The sequence below is a fragment of the Streptomyces sp. NBC_00341 genome (assembly GCF_041435055.1).
In the GTDB taxonomy this organism is placed as follows: Bacteria; Actinomycetota; Actinomycetes; order Streptomycetales; family Streptomycetaceae; genus Streptomyces.
On record NZ_CP108002.1, the window covers coordinates 5840351 to 5857569 of the forward strand.

Below are 17219 nucleotides of genomic sequence, written 5' to 3' on the forward strand. Positions count from 1 at the left end.
GTCCCCGCGATACCCCAGGCCTCAGCGATACTCCAGGCGTCACGGACACCGGAACCCGTACCAGCACCCCGACCAGCACCGGCACCCACACAGGCACCCGCCCCCGGACAGGAGACGCCGGAGACGCCGACACCGGGCCGGGACGACGTGCCCGGGTTCAGTGGCCGGCTCACCGCCCCGCTGCTGATCGGCTCGCTGCTCAACCCGCTCAACACCACCATGATCTCCACGGCCCTGGTGGCGATCGGGCACCACTTCGACATCGGCGCAGCCGACACCGCGTGGCTGATCTCGGTCCTGTATCTCGCGAGCGCCGTGGCCCAGCCCGTACTGGGCAGACTCGCCGACGTGCTCGGCCCCCGCCGGGTCTTCCTCGCCGGGCTGCTCGTCGTCATCGCGTCCGGCCTGGTCGGGACGGTGGCGCCGAGCTTCGGCTGGCTGATCGTGTCCCGGCTGCTGCTCGGCATCGGTACGTCGGCCGCCTATCCGGCCGCCATGGCGGTGCTGCGCGACGAATCCGCCCGGATCGGCCGGGCCACCCCGCGTTCCGTCCTGGCCCGGCTCTCCTTCGCGGCGCTCGGCAGCGCGGCCGTCGGCCCCACGCTCGGCGGGCTGCTGGTCATGGTCGTCGGCTGGCGCGGCATCTTCGCCGTCAACGTGCCCGTCGCGCTCATCGCCTTCGGCGCCGCCCTGCTCTGGATCCCGGCCGACCCGCCACGCAGGCGGGCAGCCGACGGCAGTACGCCACGGCTCGACCTGGACCCGCTCGGCATCGGGCTCTTCACCGCCGCTCTGACCGTGCTCGTCTTCTTCCTGCTCGACCTCGCCCACCCGATGTGGTGGCTCCTCGCGCCCTTCGCGGTGCTCGGCGCCGCGCTGGTGCGGTGGCAGCTGCGACGCCCGAACCCCTTCATCAACCTGCGGATGCTGGCGGGAAACGCCGCCCTCTCGCGGACGTACCTGCGGCACGGAGTCAGCTATCTGCTGATCTACTGCGTGATGTACGGATACACCCAGTGGCTGGAGGAAGCCCGTGGCTATTCGTCCGGCCACACCGGTCTGCTGATGCTGCCGATGTCCGTGGCCGCACTCGTCTGCTCACTGCTCGGCGCCCGCACGAAGGGCATTCGCGGCCCGCTCACCCTGGCCTGCGTGCTGCTCACCGCTGGGGCCGGCCTGCTGATGTTCCTCTCCGGGGACACCCCGCTCGCCGTCCTGCTGCTCGCCGGGGCCTGCTTCGGTATCCCGCAGGGGCTGATCGGTACGAGCAACCAGGCCGCCGTCCAGGCCTACGCCCCCGCCGAGTCCATCGGTTCCGCCGCAGGCCTGCAGCGCACCGCCCAGTACATCGGGGCCATCACCGCGTCCAGCCTCATCGCCCTCGCGTACGGCCGGTCCACCGGCGACCGGGGCCTGCACCTGATGGCCGGCGTCGCCGCCGTGCTGGGCGTCCTCCTCATCGTTCTCACCGTCACCGACCGTGCGCTGCGCGGCCGTACCTGACAACCGTTTCCGCACCACCCAGCAAGGAGCACCACCATGAGCGCCACCACACTCGACCCGAAGACCGCGCTGGTCGTCGTCGACCTCCAGAAGGGCATCACCGGTCTGCCCACCGCCCACCCCAGCGCCGATGTCGTCGCGCACGCCGCGACCCTCGCCGACGCGTTCCGGGCCAAGGGCCTCCCGGTCGTCCTGGTCCGCGTCACCGGCGGTGCCCCCGGCCGCACCGAGGGTCCCGCCCGCTCCGGTCAGCCGGCCGCCGACTGGGCCGACATCGTCCCCGAGCTCGGCCCGCAGGAGGGCGACATCGTCGTCACCAAGCTGACCTGGGGCGCCTTCTACGGCACCGACCTCGACCTTCAGCTGCGCCGCCGCGGCGTGACCCAGGTCGTGGTGGCCGGGATCGCGACGAGCATCGGCGTCGAGTCCACCGCCCGCTCGGCGTACGAGCACGGCTACCACGTCACCGTCGCCACGGACGCGGTGACCGACATGAGCGCCGAGGCCCACGACAACAGCGTCGAGCGGATCTTCCCGCGCCTCGGTGAGACCGACACCACCGACGCCATCATCAAGCTCCTGGGCTGACCGCCCGCGCGGCGGGACCCCTCAGGACGACGGGTCCCGCCGCCGGCTCCCGGCGGGGACCTCGGCGTCACTTCGGTAGTCGTCAGTTGTCATGCGCATGCCCATTAATTGAGTCGCCCGTGCCGCCCGGCCCCTGGAACGGCGGATTCCGGCCAGTGTCCGGTTCCGCCGCACGGGTGAGCTTCGGCCCGGCTGCGCCGTGTCTGCGGCGCCCCTCGCGCGTGGGCGCCTTCAGTGGATGGACGGAACCAGTGTGATCAACTGCAAATGCCACCAAAAACGCATAATCCGGCCCATTCGGTTACGGGTGGTCCGGGCCGTCCCCGGAGGTATCAGCCATGTCCCACGTCGGCGTCCCGCGCGGGGCAGCCCGAAAGCGCCGCTCGCTCGCGCTCCTCACCACGGGAGTGCTCACGCTCCCCGTGCTGGCCGGCTGCAGCTCCGGCAAGGAAGAAGCGACCACCTCCGTCGTTCCGCAGGACGTCGCGCCCGCGGCCCGCACCCAGGTCGCGGACGGCGGCACGATCAACTGGGCGATCGACGCGATGCCCGCCACCCTCAACGCCTTCCAGGCGGACGCCGACAGCGCCACCGGCCGGATCACCGGCGCCCTCCTGCCGACGCTCTTCCCGCTGGACGCCAAGGGCCGGCCACAGCTGAACCCCGACTACCTGGAATCCGCGAAAGTCGTCGAGAACGAGCCCCGGCAAGTGGTGCTCTACCGGCTCAACCAGCAGGCGGTCTGGAGCGACGGCCGGGAGATCGGGGCACCGGACTTCGTCGCGCAGTGGCGGGCGCTGAGCGGCAAGGACTCCGCGTTCTGGACGGCCCGCAACGCCGGCTACGAGCGCATCGAGAAGATCGAGCGCGGCGCCGACGACCTGGAGGTCAAGGTCACCTTCGCCAAGCCGTACGCGGACTGGCGCTCCCTCTTCTCGCCGCTGTACCCGAAGCAGGTGACGGGCTCCCCGGACGCCTTCAACGACGGAGCGCGGTCCACGATCAAGGCGACCGCGGGGCCCTTCCGGCTGCGCGACGTGGACAAGGAGTCGGGCTCCGTCACGCTGGCCCGGGACCCGCGCTGGTGGGGCAGTCCCGCCAAGCTCGACTCGCTGGTCTTCAAGGCGGTCAAGCCGCAGGACCGCGCCGAGGCGCTCACCGAGGGAAAGATCGACGTCGCGGACATCGACCCGGCGGCGGCCCACCGCATCACCCAGGCCGCCCGGGACGCCGGCAACAGCGGGCCGCCCGCCCACGGCCCCGGCTCCGGGACCACCCCGGCCGCGGCCCTGCGGTCCTGGGCGCTGGCGCACGGCTCCGACGAGGAAGCGGCCGCAGAGGCGCAGTCGGCCAGGGACGAGCAGGCGCGGGCGGCCGAGGCGTACGCCACCGAGCAGAACGATCTGCGCGGCTACGTGGTCCGCAAGTCCCTGGAACCCGCCTACACCCAGCTGGCGCTGAACGGCGAGACCGGTCCGCTCGCGGACGACCGGGTACGCCGGGCGGTGGCCCGCGCCCTGGACCGCCAGCAGCTCGTCGACACCGTGCTCAAGCCCCTCGGCCTGCCCGCGACCCCGCTCGGCAGCCACCTGGCCCTGGCCGGACAGCCCGGTTACAAGGACAGCAGCGGCGCGCTCGGGGGCCAGGACACCAAGGAGGCCCAGGCGCTGCTGGCCGACGCGGGCTGGACACAGGAGGGCGCCCTCAAGAAGACGGACGGCGCCAAGGCGGGCAGCGAGGGCGACAAGCAGACGGACAAGAAGGCCGAGAGCGACAAGAAGGCCGAAGAGAAGAAGGCGGCCGAGGACAAGAAGGCGGCGGACGAGAAGGCCGCAGGAAACAAGGCTGACAAGGCGGATAGGAAGGACGACGCCGCCGGCCGTGAGCCCGCCAAGGACGACGGCCTCTACATCGTCGGCGACGACAACAAGCCCGGTGAGGCCGAGGGCGCCGTCACCCGCGTCATCGCCCCGGCCCCCGCCGCCGCCGTGCAGAGCGTCGCGCTGCTGCGCCAGGCCGGACGCCTGGGCGAGACGGGCACCTCGGAGGACGCCCCGGCCAGGATCACCGCCCAGGACCGGCAGCCCGGTGGCGCCGCCGGAGCCTACGCACCGGTCGGCACCGCGGCGCCCGCCCAGGCGCCCGACGCGGCCCGCGGCCCGCTCGGCAAGAACGGCAAGCCACTGTCCCTGAGGTTCGTCCTGCCCTCGGGGCCGGGCTCGGAGTCGCTGCGCAGCGTCGGGGACAAGATCGCGGCGATGCTCGACACGATCGGGATCCGTACCGAGATCACCAAGGTCTCCGACGAGAGCTACTTCCGGGACCACGTCGCCTCCGGTGACTACGACCTGGCGCTCTACTCCTGGCCCGCGACCGCCTATCCGGCCACCGACGACCGCCCGATCTTCGCCAAGCCGGTACCGGCCACCGACGGCTCGCTGCTCGTCGAGCAGAACTACACCCGTGTCGGCTCCGACCACATCGACCAGCTCTTCGACCAGGCGGCCGGGGAGCTCGACGAGAGCGCGGCCACGAAGCTGATGAAGCAGGCCGACGCCCGGATCTGGGCCGCGGCGGGATCGATTCCGCTCTACCAGCGCCCGCAGCTCGTGGCGACCGACAAGAAGCTGGTCAACGTCGGCGCCTTCGGCTTCGGGGTGCCCCACTACCAGGACATCGGTTTCAAGAAGCCGCAGGCGGCCGGCGCCCCCGCCGCTCCCAGGAAATAGCAGGTCAGCGCAGGGTTCCGAAAGCTCAGAACTGGCTCAATTCCCTTGCCCGCCGGCCTGCCGGCGGGCAAGGCTGTGTGCACCCGCTGACCCGGGCAGCCGCTCCGCCTCCCGGTCCCCGGGGCCCCAACCCCGACGGCCGAGGCGCACCGGCAGCACTCCGAGCTCCCCCTCGGAGCCGCGGCCTCGGAGCCCCACCTCCGAGGCTGCCGGGCCGGCGCCCGTACTCGCGTCCCCGTCCGCGTCCCCGTCCGAGTCCGCCCGGGGCGGCCATGTTCACGGCCCCGGTGAAAACCGCCGGAACACCTGATCACGGGGGCGGAAAAACGGAGCGGACGAAGGCTCTTCCGCACGGCGCGGGGCCCCTCCATGGCCGGTAAGACTTGCCCGGGAAGCCGCAGGGGCGCCCGGCCCGTACCATGGGACTAGCCGTGGCGCGTCCGCCCGGCGGGCGTACGAGGACTCAAGACCGACTAAGACGCCTGAATCCCCGATCCGAGAGAAGCGCAAGCCACCCATGCCCACGCGCCACGACATCCGTAACGTAGCCATCGTCGCCCACGTCGACCACGGCAAGACCACGCTGGTCGACGCCATGCTCAGGCAGGCCGGCGCCTTCGCCGCGCACGCCGCCGAGAACCTCGACGAACGCATGATGGACTCGAACGACCTGGAGCGTGAGAAGGGCATCACGATCCTGGCCAAGAACACGGCCGTTAAGTACCACCCCAAGGATGGCGGCGACGTCATCACCATCAACATCATCGACACCCCCGGCCACGCCGACTTCGGTGGCGAGGTCGAGCGCGGCCTGTCGATGGTGGACGCGGTCGTCCTGCTGGTCGACGCGTCCGAGGGTCCGCTCCCGCAGACCCGCTTCGTGCTCCGCAAGGCCCTGACGGCCAAGCTGCCGGTGATCCTCTGCATCAACAAGACGGACCGCCCGGACTCCCGGATCGCCGAGGTCATCGACGAGACGTACGACCTCTTCCTGGACCTGGACGCCGACGAGGACCAGATCGAGTTCCCGATCGTCTACGCCTGCGCCCGTGACGGCGTCGCCTCGCTGACCAAGCCGGAGGACGGTTCCGTCCCGCCGGACAGCGACAGCCTGGAGCCGTTCTTCAGCACGATCCTCTCGGCGGTCCCGGCCCCCGAGTACGACGACGAGGCCCCCCTCCAGGCCCACGTCACCAACCTGGACGCCGACAACTTCCTCGGCCGTATCGCGCTCTGCCGTGTCGAGCAGGGCGAGCTGCGCAAGGGCCAGACCGTCGCGTGGATCAAGCGCGACGGCACGATGTCCAACGTGCGCATCACCGAGCTGCTGATGACCGAGGCGCTGACCCGCAAGCCTGCGGAGAAGGCCGGTCCCGGCGACATCTGCGCGATCGCCGGTATCCCGGACATCATGATCGGCGAGACCCTGGCCGACCCCGAGAACCCGATCGCGCTGCCGCTCATCACGGTCGACGAGCCCGCCATCTCGATGACCATCGGTGCGAACACCTCGCCGCTGGTCGGCAAGGGCGGCAAGGGCCACAAGGTCACCGCCCGTCAGATCAAGGACCGTCTGGACCGCGAGCTGGTCGGTAACGTCTCGCTGCGCGTCCTGGACACCGAGCGCCCCGACGCCTGGGAGGTCCAGGGCCGTGGTGAGCTCGCGCTGGCGATCCTCATCGAGACCATGCGCCGCGAGGGCTTCGAGCTGACGGTCGGCAAGCCGCAGGTCGTCACCAAGCAGGTCGAGGGCAAGACGTACGAGCCCATCGAGCGCATGACCATCGACTCGCCCGAGGAGCACCTCGGCGCGATCACGCAGCTCATGGCGACCCGCAAGGGCCGCATGGAGACGATGACGAACCACGGTTCGGGCTGGGTCCGCATGGAGTGGATCGTCCCGTCCCGCGGCCTCATCGGCTTCCGTACGGAGTTCCTGACCCAGACCCGAGGCACCGGCATCGCGCACTCCCTCTTCGAGGGCCACGAGCCGTGGTTCGGTGACCTGCGTACCCGTCACAACGGCTCGCTGGTCGCGGACCGCGCGGGCGTCGTGACGCCGTTCGCGATGGTCAACCTCCAGGAGCGCGGTGTCATCTTCACGGAGGCCACCACGGAGGTCTACGAGGGCATGATCATCGGTGAGAACTCGCGCGCCGACGACATGGACGTGAACATCACCAAGGAGAAGAAGCTCACCAACATGCGTGCGGCTTCCGCGGACACCACGGAGAACGTGGTGCCCGCGCGCAAGCTGTCGCTCGAGCAGTCGTTGGAGTTCTGCCGCGACGACGAGTGCATCGAGGTGACCCCGGAGACCGTGCGTATCCGCAAGGTCGTCCTGGACCAGAAGGAGCGCGGCCGCTCCGCGTCGCGCGCCAAGCGCTGACACCCGCCGCCCGCCCGGAGACCCGCCGGGCACGGCACAGGGGCACGGCTCAAGGGCACGGCCCTCACAGCACGCCGGAAGGGGCCCGGCACCGCTCACCACGCGGTGCCGGGCCCCTTCCGGCGTGACGGGCGGCGGACGGGCGGCGGACGGGCGGTGGACGGCGGCGTGGCAGCGCGGCGGCCGCTGTACGCACGAGCGCCGTACGGGCCCGTGACGGACGTGAACAAGCCATCCACGCCCGCCTATTGGCTTACGCTGGAACCATCCGTAACCGGCGGGCCCGAGTCCGCTTCAGGCCGCCGGCCGGCCGCGCCGCCACTCCGTGATTCGCCGGGTGCCGGGAGGGCTGATGGGCCCGCGAGGTCAACCCGATTTTGTGGACCATGCGTCCGGATATCGGGCGTCGCTCTCCGGAACATGTGTTAACAGTCCGTTTCGGGTGTGTCTGTCTGGGGTCATTTTGTCCGTATTTTGATCCACGCGGCCAGGGGATGTTGTCAAACCGAGACCCTTTAAGTGTGGTTTACAGCCCAGTCGTACTTAATAGTTGGCTCCATTGAGCTCGGGTCAATGGGTCACGCACTGTGGGGAGTGCCGACTCACGAGCACACTCAGGGCACTGAAACGATCACCGTCAGGGGTGTCGGTGTATCAATCCAGTGCCCTTCTTGTAGTCAAAAGTGGACTCATGAGGAGGAACCCATGCGTGGTGCCAAGAGCGCCAAGTGGGTCGCGGGAGCGGCCATCATCGCCCTGGCTGCGACCGCTTGTGGCGGCGGGGACGACGACGCCGACAAGAGCAAGGGCGGCTCCAAGGGAGCTGTCAACGCTGACGGCATCTTCTCCGTCGAGGTCGGTGAGCCGCAGAACCCGCTGCAGCCGGCCAACACGATGGAGTCGAACGGCAGCATCGTCACCGACTCGATCTTCTCGCAGCTGGTCGACTACGACCCGGCCGGCAAGCTTGAGATGATCAACGCCGAGTCTGTCGACACCAAGGACAGCAAGCTCTGGACGGTCAAGCTCAAGAAGGACTGGAAGTTCCACGACGGGACCCCGGTCACGGCCGAGTCGTACATCAAGGCCTGGAACTGGGCCGCGAACATCAAGAACAACCAGACCAACGCGTCCTGGTTCGGCGACATCAAGGGCTTCTCCGACGTCCACCCCGAAGACGCCAAGGCCAAGCCGAAGTCGGACGCCATGTCCGGTCTGAAGAAGGTGGACGACTACACGTTCACCATCGAGCTGAACTCGCCGCTGCCGTACTTCTCGTACAAGCTCGGCTACACGGTCTTCTCCCCGCTGCCCGAGTCCTTCTACGCGGACCCGAAGGCCGCCGGCGAGAAGCCGGTCGGCAACGGCGCGTACAAGTTCGTCAGCTGGGACCACAAGAAGCAGATCAAGGTCGTCCGCAACGACGACTACAAGGGTGCCGACAAGGCGAAGAACGGTGGTGTGATCTTCAAGAACTACACCACCCTCGAAACCGCCTACGAGGACCTGAAGTCGGGCAACGTCGACGTCCTGCGTCAGATCGGCCCGAAGGACCTCCCGGTCTACCGTTCCGACCTCGGTGACCGCGCGGTGGACAAGCCGTACTCGTCGATCCAGACGATCGCTGTCGCCTTCTACACCAAGCAGTTCAAGAACATCGACCCGAAGGTCCTCCAGGGCCTGTCGATGGGCATCGACCGCGACACGATCACCAAGACCGTGCTCCAGGGCACGCGCGAGCCGGCCACCGGCTGGGTCGCACAGGGTGTTCTCGGTTACCAGAAGGACGCCGCGGGCGACGTCACCAAGTACGACCCGGCGAAGGCCAAGAAGCTCATCAAGGAAGGCGGCGGCGTTCCTGGTAACAAGATCTCGATCCAGTTCAACGCCGACGGCGGCCACAAGGAATGGGTCGAGGCGGTCTGCAACAGCATCAAGCAGTCCACCGGTGTCGCCTGCACCACCGACTCGAAGGCCGACTTCCAGGCCGACACGAACGCGCGTGACGCCAAGGAGGTCAAGTCCCTCTACCGCTCCGGCTGGGTGCTCGACTACCCGGTGAACGCGAACTTCATCTCGGACCTGTTCCGTACCGGCGCAGCCGGTAACCAGGGTGACTTCTCGAACAAGGGCCTTGACGCGGAGATCAAGAAGGCCGACTCCGCGGCTTCCCTCGACGCGTCCGTCGCGGCCTACCAGAAGATCGAGAAGGAGCTGGTGAACTACATGCCCTCCATCCCGCTCTGGTACTACAAGGTCAACGCCGGTTACTCCGAGAAGGTCCAGAACGTCGATTACGCGCAGGACGGCGACCCGATCCTGACCAAGATCGAAGTCAAGAAGTAACCACACCGACGTAGTCCGCGCGCGGGCGCGGGACCGCTGAAAGACGGTCCGCGCCTGTCCGCACGCCGTGGCCGGGGGGCCCTTCCACGCATCCGACGAACCCTCAGGGGGAAGTCGGGTGCGGGGGAGGGCCCGTTGGCTGCTGCTTGCCTATTACATGGAGGCATGATGGGGCGCTATGTCGCACGACGACTGCTCCAGATGATCCCGGTCTTCCTCGGGACAACGCTGCTGATCTTCCTGATGGTCTACACGCTGCCCGGCGACCCCGTGCGCGGGCTCTTCGGGGACAAGGGTGTCGATCCGGCCACACTGGCGAGACTTCGCCATGAAAAGGGCCTTGATCTGCCGATTCTGCAGCAGTACTGGAATTACATGACAGGCATCGTCCTGCATTTCGATTTCGGCGATCAGATAGCCAGCGGACGTCCCGTCACGGACGTCCTCGGCGACGCGTTCCCCGTCACCCTCCGGCTGGCCGGCATGGCGTTCGTCATCGAGATCGTCGTGGGCATCAGCCTCGGGACGATCGCCGGTCTGCGGGCCGGCCGGCTCACCGACAACGTGGTCCTGGTCTTCACCCTGCTGATCATCTCGATCCCGGTGTTCGTCCTCGGCTTCATCATCAAGGCGGTGTTCGCCTTCCAGTTGGACTGGATCTCACCGAACGTGTCCGGTGAGGCCAAATGGAGCGAACTACTGGCACCAGCCATCGTGCTGGGATCACTCTCGCTCGCCTACGTCGCGCGGCTCACGCGTACGACGATGGCCGAGAACCTGCGCTCCGACTACATGCGCACCGCCATCGCCAAGGGGCTTCCCAAGCGGCGCATCGTCGGCGTGCACCTGATGCGCAACTCGCTGATCCCCGTGATCACCTTCCTCGGCACCGACCTCGGTGCCCTGATGGGCGGCGCGGTCGTCACCGAGGGCCTGTTCAACGTGAAGGGCATCGGCGGCACGATCTACGAGTCGATCCAGAAGCGCGAGGGCACGACGCTCGTCGGCCTCGTCACCATCCTGGTGCTCGTCTACCTCCTCATGAGCCTCATCGTCGACCTGCTGTACGCGGTCCTGGACCCGAGGATCCGTTATGCCTGACGTGACCAAGACCGCTCCCGCGCCCGAGGACGCCAAGGCGCCCCTCGCGGACCCCTCGGCGGTAGTCAAGGCCGAGAAGGCCCGCAGCCTGTGGGGCGACGCCTGGCGGGACCTGCGTAGCAACTGGTACTTCATCATCTCGTCGGTACTGATCGTCATCCTGCTGGTGATCGCCGTCTTCCCCGGCCTGTTCACGAGTGCCTCGCCGACCTCCGCCGACCTGGTGCACCACTACCTGGGCAAGCCGGAGCTGGGCAAGATCGGCTCCGAGGGCTGGCTCGGCTACGACGGCCAGGGCCACAGCGTCTACGCACGTGTCATCTACGGCACCCGCGCCTCGGTGACCGTCGGTGTCTGTGTGACGCTCCTGGTGACGCTGTTCGGCGGGCTGATCGGCATGCTCGCCGGCTACTTCGGCGGCTGGGTCGACGCCCTGCTCTCCGGGTTCTTCACCAACGTCTTCCTCGGCATCCCCTTCCTGCTGGGCGCCATGGTGGTGCTGCAGGCGTTCTCCGACCGGACCGTATGGGTGGTCATCTTCGCCCTGGCGTTCCTGGGCTGGACCCAGATCGCGCGTGTCATGCGCGGTGCGGTGATCGTGATCAAACAGGCGGACTACGTGCAGGCCGCCAGAGCGCTGGGCGCGGGTACCAACCGGATCCTCTTCCGGCACATCCTGCCCAACGCCATGGCCCCGGTGATCGTGGTCGCCACCATCTCGCTCGGCGTCTACATCTCCGCCGAGGCGACCCTGTCCTACCTCGGTCTGGGTCTCGCCGACCCGACGATCTCGTGGGGCATGGACATCTCCGGTGGCGCCGCGCAGATCCGTACCGCGCAGCACATCCTGCTGTACCCGTCGATCATGCTCAGCATCACCGTTCTGGCGTTCATCATGCTCGGCGAAGCCGTCCGTAACGCCCTCGATCCCAAGTCGCGATAAGGAGGGTGCACGTGACCACCATCGACAAGACCGCCGAAGTCCCGTCCCCGCGCTCGGGTGACGGCCACGTCGGCCCGCTGCTCGACGTCCGTGATCTGCACGTGGAGTTCCACACCCGTGACGGTGTGGCCAAGGCGGTCAACGGTGTCAACTACACCGTGAACGCCGGTGAGACCCTCGCCGTGCTCGGTGAGTCGGGCTCCGGCAAGTCCGTGACGGCCCAGGCCATCATGGGCATCCTCGACATGCCGCCGGGCAGGATCCCGCAGGGCGAGATCCTCTTCCGCGGCCAGGACATGCTCAAGATGTCCTACGAGGAGCGCCGGAAGATCCGCGGCCAGAAGATCGCGATGATCTTCCAGGACGCGCTCTCCTCGCTGAACCCGGTCCTCACCGTCGGCTACCAGCTCGGCGAGATGTTCCGGGTCCACCAGGGGCTGTCCAAGAAGGAAGCCAAGGCCAAGGCCATCGGGCTGATGGACCAGGTGAAGATCCCCGCCGCCGCGGCCCGGGTCGCGGACTACCCGCACCAGTTCTCCGGCGGTATGCGCCAGCGCATCATGATCGCCATGGCGCTCGCCCTGGAACCGGACCTGATCATCGCGGACGAGCCGACCACCGCGCTCGACGTGACGGTCCAGGCTCAGGTGATGGACCTGCTCGCGGAGCTCCAGCGCGAGTACAACATGGGCCTGATCCTGATCACGCACGACCTTGGTGTCGTCGCGGACGTCGCGGACAAGATCGCCGTGATGTACGCGGGCCGGATCGTCGAGACCGCCCCGGTCCACGAGATCTACAAGCGGCCGGCGCACCCCTACACCAAGGGGCTGCTGGAATCGATCCCGCGCCTTGACCAGAAGGGCCAGGAGCTCTTCGCGATCAAGGGCCTGCCGCCCAACCTGCTCCACGTGCCGTCGGGCTGTGCCTTCAACCCGCGCTGCACCATGGCGCAGGACATCTGCCGTACGGACATCCCGGCCCTGGCCCCGGTGACCGAGCAGGACGGCGCCGAGCTGGTCGGACGCGGCAGCGCCTGCCACTTCTGGAAGGAGACGATCCATGGCTGACATGAAGAAGGAGCCCGTGGACGCCACCCCGAACGTCACCGAAGTGGAGACGGTCGACGCGGGCACGGAGGCGGAGTCCGTAGCCGCCATCGACGCCCCCGTGTCGCAGGGCGAGCCGATCCTCCAGGTCCGCAACCTGGTCAAGCACTTCCCGCTGACCCAGGGCATCCTGTTCAAGAAGCAGGTCGGGGCCGTCAAGGCCGTCGACGGGATCTCGTTCGACCTCTACGCGGGCGAGACGCTCGGCATCGTGGGCGAGTCCGGCTGTGGCAAGTCCACCGTCGCCAAGCTCCTGATGACGCTGGAGCAGGCCACCGCGGGCGAGGTCTTCTACAAGGGCCAGGACATCACCAAGCTGTCCGGCCGCGCGCTGAAGGCCGTGCGCCGCAACATCCAGATGGTGTTCCAGGACCCGTACACCTCGCTGAACCCGCGGATGACGGTGGGCGACATCATCGGGGAGCCGTACGAGATCCACCCCGAGGTGGCTCCCAAGGGCGACCGCCGGCGCAAGGTCCAGGAGCTCCTGGACGTCGTCGGTCTCAACCCGGAGTACATCAACCGCTATCCGCACCAGTTCTCCGGCGGCCAGCGCCAGCGCATCGGCATCGCCCGCGGCCTCGCGCTCAACCCCGAGATCATCATCTGCGACGAGCCGGTCTCCGCGCTCGACGTGTCGGTGCAGGCTCAGGTCATCAACCTGATGGAGAAGCTCCAGGACGAGTTCAACCTCTCCTACCTCTTCATCGCGCACGACCTGTCGATCGTCCGGCACATCTCGGACCGGGTCGGCGTCATGTACCTCGGCAAGATGGCCGAGATCGGTACGGACACGCAGATCTACGACCACCCGACGCACCCCTACACCCAGGCGCTGCTGTCGGCGGTCCCGGTTCCGGACCCGGAGGCCCGTGAGGGCCGCGAGCGGATCATCCTCTCCGGGGACGTCCCCTCGCCGGCCAACCCGCCCTCGGGCTGCCGCTTCCGCACCCGTTGCTGGAAGGCCGAGGCCAAGTGCGCAGAGGAGATGCCGCTGCTGGCCATCCCCGAGCGCTTCAAGACCTCCACGACGCCGGCCGCGCACGAGTCGGCCTGCCACTTCGCGGAGGAGAAGGACGTGGTCGGCGCGGCGGCCTCGTAACCGTCCGCCCACCGCACCCAGGGCAGCAGAAGGCGCCCGGAACCGATCGGTTCCGGGCGCCTTTCCCGTATTCCCGGAAACCGGGCGCGCAGGTGGCTCGGGTCAATGGGCCGACGTGCTCGGTTCCCTGGGCCGGGGAAGCCCCGCGGACGGACGGACCGGTCAGGTACGTCGTCCACGGGGCTTCCCCGGGGCCGCGGTGAGGGGTGTCAGCCGCGGGCCTTGGGGTCTTCGCCGGTCTTCTTGCCGAGGTCCGGCTTCTTGTCGAGGCTCGACGCCTCGGACGCCGTACGCGCCTTCGGGACGGCCGAGACCGTACCCGGCTCCTCGGGGTAGTGGCAGGCCGTCAGGTGGCCCTCCCGGCTGCCCTCGACCCGGACCAGCGGCGGCGCCTCGCTCGCGCACTTGTCCGTCGCCTTCCAGCAGCGGGTGCGGAAGCGGCAGCCGGACGGCGGGTTGACCGGCGACGGCACGTCGCCCGTCAGCCGGATGCGGTCGCGGGCCGGCACATCGTCGGCGGTGGCCTCGGGGACGGCGGAGAGCAGCGCCCTGGTGTACGGGTGGCGCGGGTTGCCGTACAGGTCGTCGCGGTCGGCGATCTCCACGATCCGGCCCAGGTACATGACGGCGACGCGCTGCGAGAAGTGGCGCACGATCGCCAGGTCGTGGGCGATGAAGAGGAACGCGATGCCCAGTTCCTTCTGCAGCTTCTGCAGCAGGTTCACCACCTGGGCCTGGATCGACACGTCCAGCGCCGAGACCGGCTCGTCGGCCACGATCAGCTTCGGCTCCAGGGCCAGCGCGCGGGCCACCCCGATGCGCTGGCGCTGGCCGCCGGAGAACTCGTGCGGGAAGCGGTTGTAGTGCTCCGGGTTGAGCCCGACGGTCTCCAGGAGCTCGCGGACGCGGGCCTCCCGGCCGCCGGCCGGGTTGACGTCGTTGATCTCCATCGGCGCCGTGATGATCTTGCCGACCGTCTGGCGCGGGTTCAGCGACGCGTACGGGTCCTGGAAGATCATCTGGATCTCGGACCGGATCGGGGCCAGCTGTTTGCGCGAGGCGTGGCTGATGTCCTGCCCGCGGTAGGTGATCCGGCCGCCGGTCGGCTCCAGCAGCCGGGTGATCAGCCGGCCCGTCGTCGACTTGCCGCAGCCGGACTCACCGACCAGGCCGAGGCTCTCGCCCGGGGCGACCGAGAAGTCCAGTCCGTCCACGGCCTGGACCGCGCCGATCGTCCGACGGATCGGAAAGCCGCCCTTGATCGGGAAGTGCTTGGTGAGTCCGGAGACGTCAAGGAGGGGATCGGTGCTGCTCATAGAAGGGAAGTCCCGTCTCTTGTACGTCAGTTGGTCCGGGCGCCGGCGAAGTCTGCGAAGAACTCCACACGCTGTTCGGGCGTCAGGTGGCAGGCGGCCCCGCGACCGGCGGTCAGCTCCAGCGGAGGCTGCTCGGTCGAGCAGCGGTTGCCGCCGACCCGCTCGGTGAAAGAGCACCGGGGGTGGAAGCGGCAGCCGGTCGGCGGGTTGAGGAGGCTGGGCGGCGATCCGGGGATCGGCGACAGCGGTACGTCCACCGGCCCCTCCAGGGTCGGCATCGACCCCAGCAGACCCCAGGTGTACGGGTGCTGGGGCGCCCGCAGCACCTCCTTCTTCGTGCCGCGCTCCACGCACCGGCCGCCGTACATCACCAGGACGTCGTCCGCGATGTCGGCGATGACGCCGAGGTCGTGGGTGATGAAGATGATCGAGGTGCCGGTCTCCTGCTGGAGGTCCTTGAGCAGGTCCATGATCTGGGCCTGCACGGTGACGTCGAGGGCCGTCGTCGGCTCGTCCGCCACCAGCAGCGCGGGGTTGCAGACCAGCGCCATGGCGATCATCGCGCGCTGGCGCATACCGCCGGAGAACTGGTGCGGGTAGTCGTCGACGCGCAGGTTCGGCTGCGGGATGCCGACCTTGGTGAGCATCTCCACGGCCCGCGCCCGCGCCTCGCGCTTGGACGCCCCGGTGTGCTTGCGGTACGTCTCACCGATCTGCTTGCCGATGGTGTGGTACGGCGAGAGGGAGGCCAGCGAGTCCTGGAAGATCATGGCCATCTTGTTGCCGCGCAGACGCTCCAGCTCCCGCTCGGAGGCGGCCAGCAGGTCCTGCCCGTCGAGCAGGATCTCGCCCTCGATCTCGGTGTGGTCCGGGTGGTGCAGACCGAGGATCGAGAGGTTGGTGACGGACTTGCCGGAGCCGGACTCACCGACGATGCCGAGGGTCTTGCCGTGCTCGACGTCGAAGGACAGCCCGTCGACGGCCTTGACCATGCCGTCTTCGGTGGAGAAGTGCACGCGCAGATCGCGTACGGAGAGGAAGGGGGTGCTCACTGGATCTCTCCCTAGGCGAGGCGGACGCGCGGGTCGATGAGGGCGTAGACGGCGTCCACGACGATGTTGAGGAGCACGATCGCGACCGCGGCCACCATCATCACGCCGAGGAGCGTCGGCAGGTCGTTGGTCGACACGGCCTTGACCGAGAGGGTGCCGATGCCCTGGAGGCTGAAGACCTTCTCGGTGATGATCGCGCCGCCGAGGAGCACGCCGAGGTCGAGGCCGAAGATGGTGACGATGGGGCCCATGGCTCCGCGCCAGGCGAATCTGAAGAACACGGTCCGGCGGGAGAGGCCCTTGGCGCGGGCCGTGCGGACGTAGTCCTCGCTCATCGACTCCACCAGCTGGGAGCGCGCCATGCGGGTGTAGTTGGCCGTGAAGATGACGGAGAGCACCAGCCAGGGCAGCAGGAGCCCCGAGAACCACGCGCCCGGGTTGTCGGTGAACGGCGTGTAGCTGGGCCGGTCCAGCAGGTGCCACTGGTCGGTGAGGAAGTACATGGCGAGCACACCGACGATGTAGATCTGCATCGAGGAGGCGATCAGCGAGGCGGAGGACGCGACCTTGTCGAGCGGCTTGCCCTGCTTGACGGCCGCGAGCATGCCGGCGCCGACACCGAAGATGACGAACACGAAGGCGCTGCCGACGGAGAGCGAGAGGGTGGTCGGGAAGCGGTCGATGATCGTGCCGAAGACGGGCTCGCGGTTGATGAACGAGTACCCCAGGCAGGGGGCCGGGCAGTGCCCGTAGGACGCGTAGTCACGCCCGACGAAGATCCCTTGCAGCCAGTGCCAGTACTGCACCGGTATCGGGTCGGCGATCCCCAGGTTGTGCCGCACCAGCGCGAGGGTCTCGGGCGTGCAGACCTTGCCGCAGGCGACCCGGGCGGGGTCGCGGGGGGCGGCGTAGAAGAGGTAGAAGACCAGGGCGCTGATGATCAGCAGGATGACCGCGGCGCCGAGAGTACGGCGGAGAAGGAAGCGCAGCATGGCAGTTGGATTTCCTGACGGATGCCGAGGGGTAGGAGGGGCGCGGGCG

12 protein-coding genes are annotated in these 17219 nt (G+C 68.6%); 9 read left to right on the forward strand and 3 right to left on the reverse strand.

Annotated features, from left to right (window positions below; all coding sequences use genetic code 11):
• Positions 1-147 precede the first annotated feature (147 nt).
• The 9 genes from OG892_RS26505 to OG892_RS26545 all read left to right on the forward strand — a co-directional run bounded on the left by OG892_RS26505 (position 148) and on the right by OG892_RS26545 (position 13810).
• Positions 148-1503: an MFS transporter gene (locus OG892_RS26505; RefSeq protein ID WP_371630461.1), complete on the forward strand. Its 1356-nt coding sequence runs from the start codon at positions 148-150 to the stop codon at positions 1501-1503.
• 36 nt (positions 1504-1539) lie between these two features.
• The gene (locus OG892_RS26510; RefSeq protein WP_073736647.1) at positions 1540-2091 is read left to right on the forward strand and encodes an isochorismatase family protein; all 552 of its coding nucleotides are present in this window, start codon (positions 1540-1542) and stop codon (positions 2089-2091) included.
• Positions 2092-2429: 338 nt separating this feature from the next.
• Positions 2430-4820: an ABC transporter family substrate-binding protein gene (locus OG892_RS26515; RefSeq protein WP_371630462.1), complete on the forward strand. Its 2391-nt coding sequence runs from the start codon at positions 2430-2432 to the stop codon at positions 4818-4820.
• Between the two features lie 517 nt (positions 4821-5337).
• Positions 5338-7209, forward strand: coding sequence for a translational GTPase TypA (typA, locus tag OG892_RS26520; protein WP_073736645.1), 1872 nt, complete (start codon positions 5338-5340; stop codon positions 7207-7209).
• Positions 7210-7914: 705 nt separating this feature from the next.
• Positions 7915-9555 carry an ABC transporter substrate-binding protein gene (locus tag OG892_RS26525; RefSeq protein WP_073736644.1) on the forward strand — a complete coding sequence of 547 codons (1641 nt, stop codon included), beginning with the start codon at positions 7915-7917 and terminating at the stop codon, positions 9553-9555.
• 168 nt (positions 9556-9723) lie between these two features.
• Positions 9724-10656, forward strand: a complete 933-nt coding sequence (locus OG892_RS26530; protein WP_073736643.1) for an ABC transporter permease — start codon at positions 9724-9726, stop codon at positions 10654-10656.
• Complete coding sequence (locus OG892_RS26535) at positions 10649-11599, forward strand: ABC transporter permease (RefSeq protein WP_073736642.1); 951 nt, start codon at positions 10649-10651, stop codon at positions 11597-11599. Before OG892_RS26530 ends, OG892_RS26535 begins: the two co-directional genes overlap by 8 nt.
• Positions 11600-11610: 11 nt before the next feature.
• A complete protein-coding gene (locus OG892_RS26540; RefSeq protein ID WP_073736641.1) occupies positions 11611-12669 on the forward strand; it encodes an ABC transporter ATP-binding protein in 1059 nt (352 codons plus the stop codon).
• Entirely contained in the window at positions 12662-13810 is a 1149-nt protein-coding gene (locus tag OG892_RS26545) for an ABC transporter ATP-binding protein (protein WP_371630463.1), read from the forward strand. The genes OG892_RS26540 and OG892_RS26545 overlap by 8 nt, the downstream gene beginning before the upstream one ends.
• Before the next feature lie 209 nt (positions 13811-14019).
• On the opposite strand, the gene OG892_RS26550 is transcribed toward OG892_RS26545, so the two are convergent.
• The 3 genes from OG892_RS26550 to OG892_RS26560 form a co-directional block, all read right to left on the reverse strand.
• The gene (locus OG892_RS26550; RefSeq protein ID WP_073736639.1) at positions 14020-15126 is read right to left on the reverse strand and encodes an ABC transporter ATP-binding protein; all 1107 of its coding nucleotides are present in this window, start codon (positions 15124-15126) and stop codon (positions 14020-14022) included.
• 26 nt (positions 15127-15152) lie between these two features.
• A complete protein-coding gene (locus OG892_RS26555) occupies positions 15153-16118 on the reverse strand; it encodes an ABC transporter ATP-binding protein (protein WP_242436752.1) in 966 nt (321 codons plus the stop codon).
• A gap of 71 nt (positions 16119-16189) precedes the next feature.
• Positions 16190-17170: an ABC transporter permease gene (locus tag OG892_RS26560; protein ID WP_073736637.1), complete on the reverse strand. Its 981-nt coding sequence runs from the start codon at positions 17168-17170 to the stop codon at positions 16190-16192.
• Positions 17171-17219 lie beyond the last annotated feature (49 nt).